Annotated in this window: 12 protein-coding genes; 8 read left to right on the forward strand and 4 right to left on the reverse strand. The window is 69.5% G+C overall.

Features of this window, described 5'->3' with window-relative positions:
- Positions 1-129 precede the first annotated feature (129 nt).
- The 4 genes from ACWPKK_RS19925 to ACWPKK_RS19940 all read left to right on the forward strand — a co-directional run bounded on the left by ACWPKK_RS19925 (position 130) and on the right by ACWPKK_RS19940 (position 6,374).
- A complete protein-coding gene (locus tag ACWPKK_RS19925; protein ID WP_452007533.1) occupies positions 130-915 on the forward strand; it encodes a hypothetical protein in 786 nt (261 codons plus the stop codon).
- Between the two features lie 120 nt (positions 916-1,035).
- Positions 1,036-4,470 carry a DEAD/DEAH box helicase gene (locus ACWPKK_RS19930; RefSeq protein WP_452007535.1) on the forward strand — a complete coding sequence of 1,145 codons (3,435 nt, stop codon included), beginning with the start codon at positions 1,036-1,038 and terminating at the stop codon, positions 4,468-4,470.
- Positions 4,471-4,563: 93 nt separating this feature from the next.
- Complete coding sequence (gene ada / locus ACWPKK_RS19935) at positions 4,564-5,679, forward strand: bifunctional DNA-binding transcriptional regulator/O6-methylguanine-DNA methyltransferase Ada (RefSeq protein WP_452007537.1); 1,116 nt, start codon at positions 4,564-4,566, stop codon at positions 5,677-5,679.
- Positions 5,680-5,714: 35 nt separating this feature from the next.
- A complete protein-coding gene (locus ACWPKK_RS19940; RefSeq protein WP_452008233.1) occupies positions 5,715-6,374 on the forward strand; it encodes a 2OG-Fe(II) oxygenase in 660 nt (219 codons plus the stop codon).
- Positions 6,375-6,378: 4 nt separating this feature from the next.
- Here the strand turns inward: ACWPKK_RS19940 and ACWPKK_RS19945 are convergent, their stop codons facing one another.
- From ACWPKK_RS19945 to ACWPKK_RS19960, 4 genes are all read right to left on the reverse strand, one after another.
- Positions 6,379-7,182 carry an ABC transporter permease gene (locus tag ACWPKK_RS19945; RefSeq protein ID WP_452007539.1) on the reverse strand — a complete coding sequence of 268 codons (804 nt, stop codon included), beginning with the start codon at positions 7,180-7,182 and terminating at the stop codon, positions 6,379-6,381.
- On the reverse strand, positions 7,179-7,955 hold the full coding sequence (locus ACWPKK_RS19950; RefSeq protein WP_452007541.1) for an ABC transporter ATP-binding protein: 777 nt from the start codon (positions 7,953-7,955) through the stop codon (positions 7,179-7,181). The genes ACWPKK_RS19945 and ACWPKK_RS19950 overlap by 4 nt, the downstream gene beginning before the upstream one ends.
- A gap of 179 nt (positions 7,956-8,134) precedes the next feature.
- Complete coding sequence (locus ACWPKK_RS19955; RefSeq protein WP_452007543.1) at positions 8,135-9,115, reverse strand: YVTN family beta-propeller repeat protein; 981 nt, start codon at positions 9,113-9,115, stop codon at positions 8,135-8,137.
- The gene (locus tag ACWPKK_RS19960) at positions 9,112-10,317 is read right to left on the reverse strand and encodes an ABC transporter substrate-binding protein (protein ID WP_452007545.1); all 1,206 of its coding nucleotides are present in this window, start codon (positions 10,315-10,317) and stop codon (positions 9,112-9,114) included. Before ACWPKK_RS19960 ends, ACWPKK_RS19955 begins: the two co-directional genes overlap by 4 nt.
- A gap of 220 nt (positions 10,318-10,537) precedes the next feature.
- Between ACWPKK_RS19960 and ACWPKK_RS19965 the strand changes: the two genes are divergently transcribed.
- The 4 genes from ACWPKK_RS19965 to ACWPKK_RS19980 all read left to right on the forward strand — a co-directional run bounded on the left by ACWPKK_RS19965 (position 10,538) and on the right by ACWPKK_RS19980 (position 15,219).
- The gene (locus ACWPKK_RS19965; RefSeq protein ID WP_452007547.1) at positions 10,538-11,392 is read left to right on the forward strand and encodes a substrate-binding periplasmic protein; all 855 of its coding nucleotides are present in this window, start codon (positions 10,538-10,540) and stop codon (positions 11,390-11,392) included.
- Positions 11,393-11,453: 61 nt separating this feature from the next.
- Complete coding sequence (locus ACWPKK_RS19970) at positions 11,454-12,308, forward strand: quinoprotein dehydrogenase-associated SoxYZ-like carrier (RefSeq protein WP_452007549.1); 855 nt, start codon at positions 11,454-11,456, stop codon at positions 12,306-12,308.
- Positions 12,305-13,255, forward strand: a complete 951-nt coding sequence (locus ACWPKK_RS19975) for a quinoprotein relay system zinc metallohydrolase 1 (RefSeq protein WP_452007551.1) — start codon at positions 12,305-12,307, stop codon at positions 13,253-13,255. Before ACWPKK_RS19970 ends, ACWPKK_RS19975 begins: the two co-directional genes overlap by 4 nt.
- A gap of 209 nt (positions 13,256-13,464) precedes the next feature.
- Complete coding sequence (locus tag ACWPKK_RS19980) at positions 13,465-15,219, forward strand: PQQ-dependent methanol/ethanol family dehydrogenase (protein WP_452007553.1); 1,755 nt, start codon at positions 13,465-13,467, stop codon at positions 15,217-15,219.
- Positions 15,220-15,394 lie beyond the last annotated feature (175 nt).

Genomic DNA, 15,394 nt, shown 5'->3' on the forward strand with positions numbered 1-15,394 from the left:
ACCGCGTGGCTTCGACAGGTGGGAAGCTCCTTTACACCCTAGAATCCGCCCTGTGCTCCCCCCTCACCCCGACCCTCTCCCCGGGGGGGGAGAGGGGGATCTCCACTCCAACCAACCGGAACGGGTCCGATGTCCGCCACCGCCAAGATCGTCGAGCTTCACGACCCCGCCCCCGCGGTCGAGGCGCCGCAGGGGGCTGCGATCGTCGGCCATATCGATGCCTTGCAGGGTGGCCGCGTTTTCGGCTGGGGCTGGGACGGCAATCATCCCGGCGACCGGCTGGAGGTGGAACTGCGGCTGGAGCGGGACGGCGGTCCGCCGGTGACGCTGGCGCGGGTGCTGGCCGACCGGCCGCGGCCCGATCTGGCCGGCGGCGGCATCGGCGACGGCGCGCATGCCTTCGAAGCCGAACTGACCCTGCCCGACGGGGCCGATCCGTCGCGGGTGGTGGCCGTCGTCCGGTCGCCGTCCACCGGCGAGACGGCGACCTTCGCGCAGCCCAACCCCGAGGATCAGCGGCTCGACCGTCTGCTGGGGCCGCATCTACAGCGCATCGGCGAGCGGATCGACGCTCTTCGCCGCGACCAGCGCCAGCTCGCCGCCGCCCAGCAGACCATCGGCCGACTTCTGCGCGATGCCGGCGAAGGAGTGGCGGCACTCCGCACCGACGCCACCCGCCTGGCGACCACGCAGGCGGAGCGGACGGAAGCAATGGCTGCCACCCTGCAGGACCTGACGGAGCGCGTCGGTGGGCTGGAAGTGTTCCTGATGCGGATGGACCAGACCCTGCGCGGACTGGATGGGGGCGCAGCCGAAAAGAGCACCGGGGCAGGCTGGTCGCCGCTGCTGACCGTGCTGGGATCGACGGCCGGCGCCTTCATTGCCGTGCTGGCCGGTTGGTTGACGCTGCATTGACCGGGAAGGTTCCGCTAGACTGAAGGGTAGGCAACCGGAGGGGCTTGGCGGTGTTGACACCCTGCGGCCCTCCCGCCGCACGGTGTCACCGACCGGAGCCCTCCACCATGTCTGCCCATCATGCTTGACGGAGTTCCCGTCGCCGATCCCGCTCCCGAGGCGCCGTCGTCCGCGCCCTCCTCCCCGCCAAGCCTGACCGTCCAAAGCGAGGGCGAACTGGCCGTCCGGCTGGCGGCGCTCGCCCGCCGTCCCGGTGGTGTCCTGCTGCTTGCGCGCAGCGATGGGCGTGCCGCCCGGCTGGCCCGCTTGGCCGGCGACATCGCGCCCGATCTCGACGTCGTTCTGCTTCCCATCGACGAAACGGCCGCCGGGGACCGTGCCGCGCCGTCGCGTGCCGTATTGGGTCGCCGTGCCGCCGGGTTGATGCGGCTTGCCGGTGATGCGGCACCAACCGTCGGCCGGCTGGTGGTGGCCTCGGCCGACCTCGCCCTGCAACGGCTGCCGCCGCCGGAAGCCTGGACTGGCGCACGGTTCCACGTGACCCGTGGTATGGCCTTTGACGAGGCGGCATGGCGCGGTTGGTTCGCCAAGGCCGGCTATGTGATGGACGAACGGGTCGACGAACCCGGCGAGGCGGCGATCCGCGGTGCGGTGGTGGAGGTGTTCCCCGGCGACGGCGACCGGCCGGTCCGCTGCGACATCGCCGACGGGATGGTGCGCGAATTGCGGCTGTTCGATCCGGTATCCCAGCGTTCCATCGCCTCCATCGACGAGGTCACGCTCGGCCCGGTCACCGACCTGATCGTCGGGCCGGAGATGCTCGACCGGCTGACCGCCAACCTTTCCAAGCTGGGCTATGCGTTGCCGGAGGAACTGCGGCGGGATCTGGTGGAGGGGCGGCGGCCCTATGCCTTCGACCTTCAGCTTCCCAACGTTTTCGACGGCTGCCCGCTGCTGCTCGACCTGCTGCCGGAAGCGCTGGTGGTGCTGGATGCCGGCGCGCGCGACCGGATCGAGGCGCGGGCCGACGATCTGGCCGGGTCCGGTCCCGACCGCCGCATCCGCCGCGACGACGCCTGCATCCTGCCGGTTCCGGTGCTGGAACGTCGCCTGATCGATGCCGAAACCCTGGACGAGAAGCTCGCCGCCCGTACCGCGCTGCCGGTGGAGGTGACGGCCGGGCAGGCGGTGGAGGCGGTGCGGACCGAGCGAACGCTGCTGCGCCGGGCGGCGGCACTGGTCGAGGATGGCGGCGCCGTGCTGCTCGCCGCCCACCCCGGTGGCGGCGCAGGCGAGCCGGACCGGTTGGCGGAGCGGACGGAGGCGGCGTTGGGGCAGCCGGTGCCCCGGCTGGACCGCTGGCCGGATCCGCCGCTCGCGCCGGGCGACTGCGCCGTGCTGGCGCTCAGGACCGGCAGTGGCTTCGTCTGTGACGGCATGACCGTGCTGGTGGCGCCGCGCCGTGCCGGCGACGCAGGCAGGGAAACGCCGGTCCGTCCGCCGCTGGCGCCATCGGAACTGGCGACCGGCGACTTCGTCGTCCATCTGGATTACGGCATCGGGCAACTGGTCGGGCTTGAGGCCATAGCGTCGGACGATGGCGCCGGCGGGGAGTCCACCGCCGATTTCCTGGTGCTGGACTATGCCCATGACGACCGGCTGCTGGTTCCGACAGCCGACTTCGACCGGTTGTGGCGCCACGGCTCGGCCGACACCGGGGCCCGGCTCGACAGCCTGAAGAACGCCAATTGGCTGGAGCGCCGTGCGGTGTTGGAGGCGGAGATCGGCGAGACCGCCAAGGGCATCCTGCGCGAAGCCCGCCGCCGCGCGCGGGAGACGGCGCCGGTCATCGACCCGTCGGCCGACCGCATGCGCCGCTTCGGCGCCCGGTTCGGCTTCGACCTGACGGAGGGGCAGACTCACGCCATCCGGTCCGTGCTCGACGCCATGGGCGGGGGCCACCCGATGGACCATCTGGTCTGCGCCGACGTCGGATACGGCAAGACGGAGGTGGCGTTGCGTGCGGCGGCGGCCGTCGCCTTTGCCGGCCATCAGGTGGCGGTGATGGCCCCGACCTCCGTCCTTGCCCGCCAGCATCTGGACGTGTTCCGCCGCCGCTTCGCCGGCTTCGGCCTGACGGTGGAGCCCTTGACCGGTTCCATGACCAAGGCGGAGAGCGAGCGGGTGCGGGCCGGTTTGGCCGACGGGTCGGTGGACATCGTCATCGGCACCCATGCCCTGCTGTCCAAGGATGTCCGCTTCCAGCGCCTGGGCCTGATGGTGGTGGACGAGGAGCAGCGTTTCGGCGCCGCGCAGAAGCAGGCGTTGAAGCGGCGGACCGAGGGCGTGCACAGCCTGGCGCTGAGCGCCACCCCGATCCCGCGCACGCTGCAGGGCGCATTGGCCGGCTTGCGCGGCCTCAGCATCATCGACACCCCGCCGGCCCGCCGCCGTCCGGTCCGTACCGCGGTGACCCCGCGCGATCCCATCACCGCCCGCGCCGCCCTGCTGCGGGAACTCGGCCGCGGCGGGCAGGCCTTCTGCGTCACCCCGCGCATCGCCGACCTGGGCGAGTTGGAGGCGTGGATCCGGGAGCTTGTGCCGGCCGCGCGCATCGCGACCGCGCATGGCCGGCTGGGGGCGGCTGCGCTGGACGATGCGGTGATGGGCTTCGTCGACGGCGAGAGCGACATCCTGCTGTCGACGCCGATCATCGAATCCGGCATCGACATCCCGCGCGCCAACACGCTGCTGCTGTTCCGCGCCGACCTGTTCGGGCTGGGCCAGCTGCACCAGCTGCGCGGCCGGGTAGGGCGCGGAGCGGTCCAGGGCTACGCCTATCTCCTGACCGATCCCGACCATCCGCTGGAGGAGCGGGCGGCCCGGCGGCTCGGCTCGCTGGAAGTGATCGAGAGCTTGGGCGGCGGCTTCGTTCTGAGCATGCTCGACCTCGACCAGCGCGGGGCGGGCGACCTGCTGGGCGAGGACCAGACCGGCCATGTGCGCGCGGTAGGCACGGAGCTGTACCAGCGCATTTTGGCCGACGCCCTGCGGTCGCTGCGCCGCCAACCGGACGAGCGTTGGGACCCGGAGGTGACGGTCGCGGTGCCGCACTGCATCCCCGCCGCCTACATCCCGGAGGAGGAGCTGCGCATCGGCCTGCACCGCCGCATCGCCCGCACCCGCGAGGCCGGCGATCTGGACGCCCTGCGCGAGGAGATGGAGGACCGCTTCGGCCCGCTGCCCGACCCGGTGGAGCGCCTCCTCGCCATCGCGTCCCTGCGCTGCCGATGCCGGGCGCTGGGCGTCGCCTCGCTCGGCTGCGGACCGGCCGGGGTCGCGGCAACCCTGCGCGGCGACCGCGCCGCGGCGCGGGCGGCGACACTGGCGAAGCGCTCCAAGGGCTTGCTGCGCGCCCAGGACGACCGCCTGGCCGCCGCGCTGGAGGCTCCCGACGCCGACGGGCGGCTCGCCAATGCCGAACGGGTGCTGGACTGCATCGAGGCGATCGTCCGCAAGGCGCAGAGGAAAAGGAAGGAAAGCGCAATTCGATAGCAAGCGGCGGAGTGCGCGACGCCGTCCGCCGGCCCACATTGCCCCCTCAACACGCCGTGATGCCTGTATGATTCGCGGAAGGGAGAGGGAGCCATGACCGTCGCACCGGATACAGTCGCACTCGATAACGCCGCACCCGATATTGCCGACACCGCATCCGAGCGTTGGGATGCTCTGCGCCGCCGCGATTCCGCCGCCGATGGGCGGTTCGTCTATGCGGTCCGCAGCACCGGCGTCTATTGCCGTCCCAGCTGTGCCGCGCGCCCGGCGCGGCCGGAGAATGTCATGTTCTACGACACCAACGCCGATGCCGAACGTGCAGGCTTCCGCCCCTGCAAGCGCTGCCGCCCGGATGGACCGAGCCAGGCCGAGCGGCGGGCCGATGCCGTCGCCCGCGCCTGCCGCCTGATCGAGGAGGCGGAGGAGGTCCCGCCGCTGGACGAGCTTGCCGCCGCGGCCAGACTGAGCCCGCACCACTTCCACCGCATCTTCCGGCAGGCGACCGGCGTCACCCCGCGCGCCTATGCCGAGGCCCGCCGCGCCGCCCGCGTCGCCGGCACCCTGCAGGAGGCGGGCAGCGTGACCCAGGCGATCTATGAGGCCGGCTACGGCTCGTCGGGCCGTTTCTACGAGACGGCGGGGGCGCGGCTGGGCATGACGCCCACCGCTTATCGCCGCGGCGGGGTGGGGGAGGCGATCCGCTTCGCGGTCGGCGCCTGCTCACTGGGCTCCATCCTGGTGGCGGCGACGGAGCGCGGGGTCTGCGCCATCCTGCTGGGCGACGATCCGGAGGCCTTGCTGCGCGACCTGCAGGACCGCTTCCCCAAGGCCGAGCTGATCGGCGGCGACGCAGGCTTCGAGGCGACCGTGGCGCAGGTGGTGGGGCTGGTGGAGGCGCCGGGAACCGGGCTGACCCTGCCACTGGACATCGGCGGCACCGCCTTTCAGCAACGCGTCTGGCAGGCCCTGCGCGCCATTCCCGCCGGGCGGACCGCCAGCTATGCCGAGATCGCCAGGGCCATCGGCGAGCCGGCGGCGGTGCGGGCGGTGGCGCGGGCCTGCGGCGCCAACCCGCTGGCTGTCGCGATCCCCTGCCACCGGGTTGTGCGGTCCGACGGTGGCCTGTCCGGCTACCGCTGGGGCGTGGAACGCAAGCGCGACCTGCTGGACAGGGAACGGGCGTCCAAGGGCGTGGAGACGGCCCCATGACGGCGGTGGATGATCTGGACTGGACCCGCATCGGGATGGATCTCGACACCGCCGGCCATGCCCTGACGGGACCGCTTCTGGATGCCCGGACCTGTGCGGCGCTGGCCGGCCTCTATCCGCGGGACGCGCCGTTCCGCAGCCGGGTGGTGATGGAGCGGCACGGCTTCGGCAGGGGGGAATACAAATACTTCACCCACCCGCTGCCGGATCCGATTGCCGCCCTGCGGGCGCCGCTCTACCGCCGGCTGGCGCCGGTCGCCAACCGCTGGGCGGAGGCGATGGGGCTCGACACCCGCTACCCGGCGGAGCATGCGGAATTCCTGGAGCGCTGCCACGCCGCGGGGCAGACGCGCCCGACGCCGCTTCTGCTGAAATACGGCCCCGGCGACTACAACTGCCTGCATCAGGACCTCTATGGCGAGACGGTGTTCCCGCTGCAGATCGCCATCCTGCTGTCGGAGCCCGGCAGCGGCTTCACCGGCGGCGAGTTCGTGCTGACCGAACAGCGCCCGCGCATGCAGTCGCGCGCCACCGTCGTGCCGCTGGCGCTGGGGGAGGGGGTGATCTTCGCGGTGGACCAGCGCCCGGTCCAGGGCAGCCGCGGACCCTATCGGGTCCGCCACCGCCACGGCGTCAGCCCGGTCAGGTCGGGTGAACGCTACACGCTGGGCATCATCTTCCACGACGCGGCGTGAGGCGTCACCCCGCCGCCGACGGCGCCCGCGATCCCATGCCGCGGGCGGGGGAGTAGCCGCGCACCGCCAGCGCCGCGAACAGCAGGGTGGCGCCGGCAACCACGGCCAGAGCCAGCCCATCCACCTGTCCGTAGAGCGCGAAACGGATCAGCTCCACCCCATGGGTGAAGGGGTTCAGGCTGCACAGCCACCACAGCAGCGGCCCGGCCTCCTCCATGCGGTAGAGCGGATAGAGGGCGGAGGACAGGAAGAAGAGGGGGAAGACGACGAAGTTCATCACCCCGGCGAAATTCTCCAGCTGCCGGATGGTGGAGGCCAGCACCATGCCCAGCGCGCCCAGCATCAGCCCGTTCAGCAGCAGCGCCGGCAGCACGGTCAGCGGCGCCCAGGCAGGCAGGTCGATGCCGTAGAGCCGGACGATCAGCAGGAAGGCCGCCACCTGCAGCACCGACACCACCACACCGCCCAGCAGCCGCGCCAGCAGCAGGAAGCCGCGCGGCAGCGGGCTGGTCAGCAGGATGCGCATGCTGCCCATCTCGCGGTCGTAGACCATCGACAGGGAGCCCTGCATGCCGTTGAACAGCTGGATCATGCCGATCAGCCCCGGCACGATGTAGGTCTCGTAGGGAATGTAGGTCTCGTAGGGCGGGATGATGGCGATGCCGAGCGCCGCGCGGAATCCCGCCGCGAAGACGAACAGCCAGACCAGCGGCCGGACCAGCGCACCGAGAAAGCGTTCGCGCTGATGGACGAAGCGCAGGACCTCGCGCGCCACGATCCCCTGGAAGGCGATCCACCATCCGCTCATGCCGCGGCCTCCGCATTTGCGCCCATATCGGCGACTGGTCTGGCGGCGGTCAGCCGGTCGAAGCTCTCGGCCACGGTGGCGCAGCCGGTCTCGGCATTCACCGCGGCAACCGGGCCGCTGGCCCGCACCCGGCCGCGGTGCAGGACCACGACATGGTCGGTGGCCGGGTCGATCTCGTCGATCAGGTGGGTGGCCCACAGAACGGCGATGCCCTCTCCCTCGCACAGAGCATGGACATGGCGGATCAGCGTGCGGCGGGCGGGGATGTCCAGCCCGACCGTCGGTTCGTCCAGCAGCAGCAGGGACGGGCGGTGCAGCAGGGCGCGGGCGATCTCCACCCGGCGGCGATGCCCGCCGTTCAGGGCGCGAACCTTTTCCCCCCGCCGTTCGAACAGGAACAGGCGGGTCAGCTCCGTCTCGATCCGCCGGTCGGCCTCGCGCCGGCCGATGCCGTGCAGAGCCGCGAAATAGCGCAGGTTCTGCACCACCGTCAGGTCGAGGTCGAGGGTAGGCTGCTGGAACACCACGCCCATCCGGGCCAGCGCCTCGCCAGGCGCTTGCGCCATGTCGTGGCCGTGGATGCGCACACGGCCATGATTGGGCCGCAGAAGCCCGGTGGCGAGCGCGAACAGCGTGCTCTTGCCCGCCCCGTTGGGGCCGAGCAGGCAGGTGAAGGCGCCGGGCATCACACGGAACCCGACATCCTCCAGCGCATTGCGCTCCCCGCCATAGCTGTGGCGCAGCCCCTCCACCTCCAGTGCCGGCACCGTCATCCTGCTGCTCCCGTTTCCTGAGGATGGAAGCCCCTCTCCCCTTGTGGGAGAGGGGTTGGGGTGAGGGGTTGCAAGCCTGATTTCCACCGGCCTTCGGCCGGCTCTGAACCCCTCATCCCAACCCTTCTCCCGCAAGGGGAGAAGGGCTTCAACCTCAAATGCGAAGCCCCCTCCACCCTTCACCCCTTGACGACGACGCCCCAGGGATAGCGGCCGACCTTGATCGACTTCGTCACCTTCAGGCTGTCGACGTCGATCACCGACACGTCGCCGCTGACCCCGTTGGTGCTGTACAGCGTCTTCTGGTCGGGCGTCAGCGCCAGATGCCAGACGCGGCGGCCGACCAGCAGGTAATCCTTCACCTCGAAGGTCTTCGCGTCCACCACCGCGACGTGGTTGGCCGGCCCCAGCGCCACGAAGGCATAGCGGCCGTCGTCGGTCAGCTTGACGCCGACCGGCTGGATGCGGTCCTTGGCGACGCCCTTGATGTGGAAATCGATGGCCTTCTTGACCTGGCGCGTGGCGGTGTCGATGACGCTGACGGTCCCGCCGATCTCCGACGACACCCACAGCTGCGCGCCATCCCTGGTGAACTCCGCATGGCGCGGGCGCGGTCCGACGAGGGTGTTGTCGACGACCTGCCGCTTCTCCACGTCGATCCAGTGGACCATGCTGGTGGTCTCGGACGTGTTGACGGCCCAGCGGCCATCGGGGCTGACGTCCATGCCTTCCGGCTCCACCCCGACATCGACCTGGAAGGCCACCTTGCGCGCGGGCACGTCGACCACGGTGACGACGTTGCTGTCCTCGTTGGCGATGAACAGGTTCTTGCCGTCGGGGCTGAGCGCGAACTGCTCCGGATCGTCGCCGGAGGGCAGGTTATGCACGACCTTCTTGCTGGCGAGGTCGAGAACCTGCACCGCATGGTCGTCGCTGGCGCAGATGAACAGCTGGGTGCCGTCCTTCGACAGGGTGATGCCGCGCGGACGCTTGCCGACCTTGATGGTGTCGATGACCGCCAGCGTCTTGCCGTCGATCACCGACAGGCTGTTGTCCTTCTCGTTCGACACGTAGATCGTCTGGGCCGACGCGGCGGACGCCAGGAAGGTGGTCAGCAGGGAAGCCGTTAAAGGCAACCAAAGCAGGCGGGCGGATGTCATGGCGTCTTCTTCCCTCGCGTCTTGCAGAGCGTTTCAGGTTGGTCGTAGCCCAGGCTGTCCAGTTCGGTCCGCGGGTGCAGGAACCCCTCCTGCGGCGACACCGACACGACCGAGCGGTCGGCGGCGAGCAGCACCGGCTGGCGCAGCTGCCCGTCCCACGGACGGACGGTAAGCGGCGCGCCGCGGAAGGCGGACATGGTGAAGTCGGGCGATTGGATGAAGGCGATCAGCCGGTCCGGATCGGCGGTGCGGGCACGGGCGGCGGCTTCTCCCACCACGCGGACGGCTGTCCAGCCATTGTGGTCGCGGGCGGTCATCGGGCGCTTCGCCGCCGATTTGAAGCGGGACTGCAGCTGTGCCGCCCCCCATTGCTCGTGGGTGCGGTGCCAGACCGTGGGAACCAGTCCCTGCGTGCCGGCCACCGGGCGTGGATCGGCGGTGCGGTAGGACAGGTAGTCGCCGAACTCCCCGACCTCGTCGGCGACGATCAGCACGTCATAGGACTTGGCCTGGGTGAAGACGGGGATTTCCGCCTCCGCCGTGCGGTTCACGTCGCTGTCGGCGGTCCAGTCCTTTTCCGCCACGATCTGGGCGCCGACACGCTTGGCGGTGCGGCGGACGGCGTCGGCATAGAGCCTGTCCTCCGCCCGGCGGCCGGTGACGAGGAACCAGCGCGGCCAGCGCTTCTTCACCAGATATTGCCCGAGCGCATCGGCCAGCATCGCCCGGCTGGGCGCCACATGCAGCAGGTTGGGCGCACAGGCCGCGCCGCGCAGGGCATCGTCGGGCGCATTGGCGTTCAGAAGCAGCAGGTTGCGCGCCTCCGGCAGCTTCGTCAGCGCTTCCACCGTCGCACCCGGCGCGTCGACGACGATGAAGCGCCCGCCGCGACCCGCCAGTTCGCGCAGGGCTGCCGCCGCGTCGCCGTCAGGCGGGACCTCCACGCTGTCCAGCACGAACGACTGCTTGAGGAACTTGCCGGTCGTGTTGTTGTCGGCGATGGCGAGCGTGGCGCCGGCCAGCCCGTTGTCCGCCGCCGGCTCGTCCGGATTGGCGACGGAAGGCGGCGGTTCCGGCGTCTGCGACAGGAAGCCGATGCGGATCTCGCCGGCATCCTGCTGTGCGGCGACGGGTGTGCCGGCCAGCAAGACGGCGCCGAATGCGGCGAGCGACAGGCTGTGGAACAGGCGGGTCTTCGTCATCGTATCCGTCGGAACGCAAACAGTTTGGAGTGCAGCCTATCCGGCGTATCCGGTCTCCGGAATGCGACTATGGGAGGATGGACAGCGATCCGAGGGGGCGGGACGTCCGCCGACCGGTCACGGTCACGCCACACCTTGTACGAAAGTCCAATTATTGGCATTGCTGACCAATCGCTATCCTGATTTCCAGCCGTTCAGCAAACCACTGCCGGAACCTCCGATGGCGCCCGTGACCCGCCGCTGCTTTCTCTCCGGGCTTGCCGCATCCGCGGCAGCGCTTCCGCGCGGTGCCTCCGCCCGTCCGCTGGACGAGGTGATGGAGCGCGGCCGGCTGCGCGTCGCCGTCTATCGCGATTTCCGCCCCTTCTCCTTCCAGCAGGACGGAACCCTGGTCGGCATCGACGTGGATCTCGCCAGGGCGATTGCGGGGAAGCTGGGCGTGAAGGCCGACATCGTGGAGCAGATCGCCGGGGAGACCGTGTCCGACGACCTGCGCGTCGCGGTCTGGCGCGGCAGCCTGTTCGGCGGCGAGCTGGCCGACCTCATGATGCACATCCCCTATGACAAGCAGTTCGGCCTGATGAACCCGGAGGCGGTGCTGTTCGGCCCCTATCATCACGAGGTGTTCGCACTGGCCCGCAATCCGCAGCGGGTGCGCTCCGCCATGCTGGCGACCCTGCCGGAGGAGCCGATCGCGGTGGAGATCGACAGCATCCCCGATTTCTTCCTGCTGGGCCTGCAAGGCGGCCGGCTGCGCAGCCACATCATCCATTGCCCGACACCCGAAGCCGCCGTGGAGAAGCTGACCGCCGGCGAGGCTGCCGCGGTGCTGGCGCCGCTCAGCCAGGTCCAGGCGGCGCTTGGCGCCCGGGCGGAGCAGTTCCCCATCACCACGGTGACCCTGCCGGGGATGATGACGTCGAGCTGGAACGTCGGCATGGCGACCAAGGAGAACTCCCGCGATCTCGTCTATGCCGTCGGCGACGCGGTGGCCGCCCTGACCGAGGACGGGACGATGGCGAGGATCTTCGCCAGCTACGGCGTCACCCACACCCCGCCCCCGCTGGTGGAGTGAAGCTCTCAGGATCCCCTCTCCTCCCGGGGAGAGGGAGCAGCCCGCGGTACGGGAGACGTTCATGCGACACGCCTTGATCGGAATCTGCTTCAGCGCCGCGCTGCTGGCGGCAGCCACCCCGGCATTCGCCGCGGCCTCTCCGTCCGATCCGCTGAACTCCGTCATGTGGGAGGCCCTGCGCGAGCAGTATTTCGCCGGCGCACCGGTGGTGTTCGATGACAAGGTGAAGGTCACGGCACCCGCCTCGGCAGAAGACACGCGCGCCGTGCCGTTGTCCGTCGACGCCACGGCCCTGGGGCAGGTGGTGGAGATGCTGGCGATCGCAGACCTCAACCCCTTCCCGCTGATCCTGCGCTATCACCCCGGCACCGCCGCGCCCTACATCGCCACCCGCATCAAGATCCAGCAGGCGACCGCCGTGCGCGGCGCGGCGCGGACAGCCGATGGCGTGTGGCATGTGTCTGGCGTCCTGGTCGATGCGGCGGGCGGCGGCTGCAGCGCCCCGCCGGTGTCCTACGCGCAGAAGGATTGGGCCGACCATGTCGGCGAGGTGCAGGCCCGGCTGTGGCCGGCGGATGCGGACGGGGTGGCGCGGCTTCGGCTGCGCATCCGGCACCCCAACGACACCGGCCTCGTCGACGGCATCCCCGCCTTCTTCGTCGAGACGCTGACGGTGCAGGCGCAGACTCCCGGCGGTCCGTCCGAACTGGCACGGATCGACAGCCTGGAGCCGGTGTCGGAAAACCCGGTCTATTCGCTGGATCTCCGCCCGCCGCCGGATGCCAAGGCGCTGATGCTGCGCGGCCGCGACAACCAGGGCGGCGAGATCGACGCGATCATCCCGATGCCGCCGCCCGGCGCCCGCCCAGCCATGACGCTGCGCCCGGGCGACCCGCTGCGGAGTGTCGGGCAATGACGACGAAGCTCCTGCACCGGCTGGCGCTGGCCGCCGCTCTTGCCATGGGTCTGACAGCCACCGCACAGGCCGCCGGCCCTCTCACCTACGACCTGAAACCGACGCGCATCGCCCCCGACACTTATGTGTTCGAGGGATCGACCAAGCATTTCACCCGCTCCAACGGCGGCAACATCCTGAATTCCGGCTTCATCGTCACCGCCGACGGGGTGATCGTCATCCAGACCGGCCCGTCCCGCCGCTATGGCGAGGAGATGCGCGCCGCCATCCGCAAGGTCACCGACAAGCCGATCCGCAAGGTCTTCATCAGCAACCTGCACCCCGATTACTGGCTGGGCTCCCAGGCCTTCGCCGACGTGCCGCTCGCGGCGCTGCCCGGCACCATCGCCGGCATCCAAGAGGAGGGGAGCGGCATCGCCGACAACATGTACCGGCTGGTCGGCGACTGGATGCGCGGGACCGAGGTGACGGTTCCGACCGAGCCGGTCTATGGCTCCACCGTCAAGTTCGGCGACCACCGGCTGCGGTTGATCCCGCTCGCCGGCCACACCGCCGCCGATTTGATGATCCTGGACGAAACGACGGGCGTGCTGTTCGCCGGCGGCGTCGTGTTCTGCAACCGCACCCCAACCACGCCCCATGCCTCAATCGCCGACTGGCTGAAGGAGTTGGACGCGGTGGATGCGCTGGACATCCGGCTGCTGGTGCCCAACCACGGCCATATCCGTCCCGACAAGGCCTGCGTCGCCCAGACGCGCGACTGGCTGACCTGGCTGGACGGTACACTGCGCCACGCGATGGAGTCGGGCATGGACATGGCGGAAGCGCTGGAACTGCCGATCCCGGAACGCTTCGCAGTGCTCGATGTGCTGCGCGAAGAGTATCGCCGCTCCGCCGCCCATCTCTGGCCGAAGATCGAGCAGGAGAGCCTTCCCAAAGTCAATTGACGCTTGCGCCTGCTACTATCCGACAATTTACCCGACCGATCATCCGTCTACACTGCCGATATCGTGAAGCGACGCGGCCCTTGCGGCCGCCAACATCCTGATAGCCGCCCCGATCCCGTCCCAGCACCGCCGGACCCGCCCGTCCTGCGGCAACGGCCGGACCTTGCCCGGGCGGTGCCGTCATCATCAGTATTGGGAGGCAACCGCACATGAAGCGCCTGGTTACAAGTCTCGCCCTGGCAGCCTCGCTGACCGCGTTCAGCGCCACCGGCGTTCTCGCCGCCGACGGCCCGTCCAATGACGACCTGCTGAAGAGCGCCACCAACACCGACGCGGTCCTGACCTATGGCATGGGTCCGCAGGCCCAGCGCTTCAGCCCGCTGACCGACCTGAACGCCGACACCGTCAAGAAGCTGGTCCCGGTCTGGTCCTTCTCCTTCGGTGGCGAGAAGCAGCGCGGGCAGGAAGCCCAGCCCATCGTCTATGACGGCACCATGTACGTCACCGGTTCCTACTCCCGCCTCTATGCGGTCGATGCCCGCACAGGCCAGAAGAAGTGGGAATACAACCATCGCCTGCCCGACGGCATCATGCCCTGCTGCGACGTGGTGAACCGCGGTGCGGCGATCTACAAGGACAAGATCTACTTCGCCACGCTGGACGCCCGCCTCGTCGCGCTGAACCGCGAGACCGGCAAGGTCGTCTGGAACAAGAAGCTGCAGGACTACAAGGAAGGCTATTCCAACACCGCCGCTCCGATGATCGTCGACGGCAAGATCATCACCGGCAATTCCGGCGGCGAGTTCGGCGTCATCGGCATGGTCGAGGCCCGCGATGCCGAGACGGGCGAGCTGGTCTGGCAGCGCCCGACCATCGAAGGTAACATGGGCATGCTGAACGGGAAGGAGTCGACCGTCACCGGCAAGACCAACGCCAGCTGGCCGGGCGACATGTACAAGACCGGCGGCGGCGCCACCTGGCTGGGCGGCACCTACGATCCCGAGACCAAGAGCCTGTTCTTCGGCACCGGCAACCCGGCGCCGTGGAATTCGCACCTGCGCCCCGGCGACAACCTCTACACCTCCTCCACGCTCGCCATCAATCCGGACAACGGCGAGATCAAGTGGCACTACCAGACCACGCCGCATGACGGCTGGGACTTCGACGGCGTGAACGAGTTCGTGTCCTTCGACCTGAAGAAGGACGGCAAGGTGATCAAGGCCGGCGGCAAGGCCGACCGCAACGGCTTCTTCTACGTCATCGACCGCAACACCGGCAAACTGATCAACGCCACGCCCTTCGTCACCAAGATCACCTGGGCCAAGGGCATCGACATCGAGACCGGCCGTCCGATCTATGTCGACGAAAACCGTCCGGGTGCCCCGACCGAGGGCAGCGGCGATGCCAAGGGCAAGTCGGTCTTCGCGGCTCCCGCCTTCCTGGGCGCCAAGAACTGGATGCCGATGGCCTACAACCCGCAGACCGAGCTGTTCTACGTCCCGGCCAACGAGTGGGGCATGGACATCTGGAACGAGCCGATCACCTACAAGAAGGGTGCGGCCTATCTCGGCGCCGGCTTCACCATCAAGCCGCTGTATGACGACTACATCGGCGCGCTGCGCGCGGTCGATCCGAAGACCGGCAAGATCGTCTGGGAATACAAGAACCCGGCCCCGCTGTGGGGCGGCGTCCTGACCACCGCCGGCAACCTCGTCTTCACCGGCACGCCGGAGGGCTTCCTGAAGGCCTTCGACGCCAAGTCGGGCAAGGAGGTCTGGAAGTTCCAGACCGGCTCCGGCGTGGTCGGCAGCCCGGTCACCTGGAAGATGGATGGCGAGCAGTATGTCGCCGTCGTCTCCGGCTGGGGCGGTGCCGTGCCGCTGTGGGGCGGCGACGTCGCCAAGCTGGTGAAGGACATCAACCAGGGCGGCTCGCTCTGGGTCTTCAAGCTGCCCAAGGCCTGATCGGTTCACGACCGGCAGTGAGCCGAGCGGACCGGAGCAATCCGGCCCGCTCGGCTCGTTATTCAGTATCGGCCAGTCTAATTGTTCCTCTGTTCTGTTGTGTCCTACCATAGTCCAATTATTTGCCTGACCCACTGCTGATAACGTCGGCTCATGCGAAGCAGAAGCCGCAGGG

It is taken from the genome of Azospirillum largimobile (genome assembly GCF_977007025.2).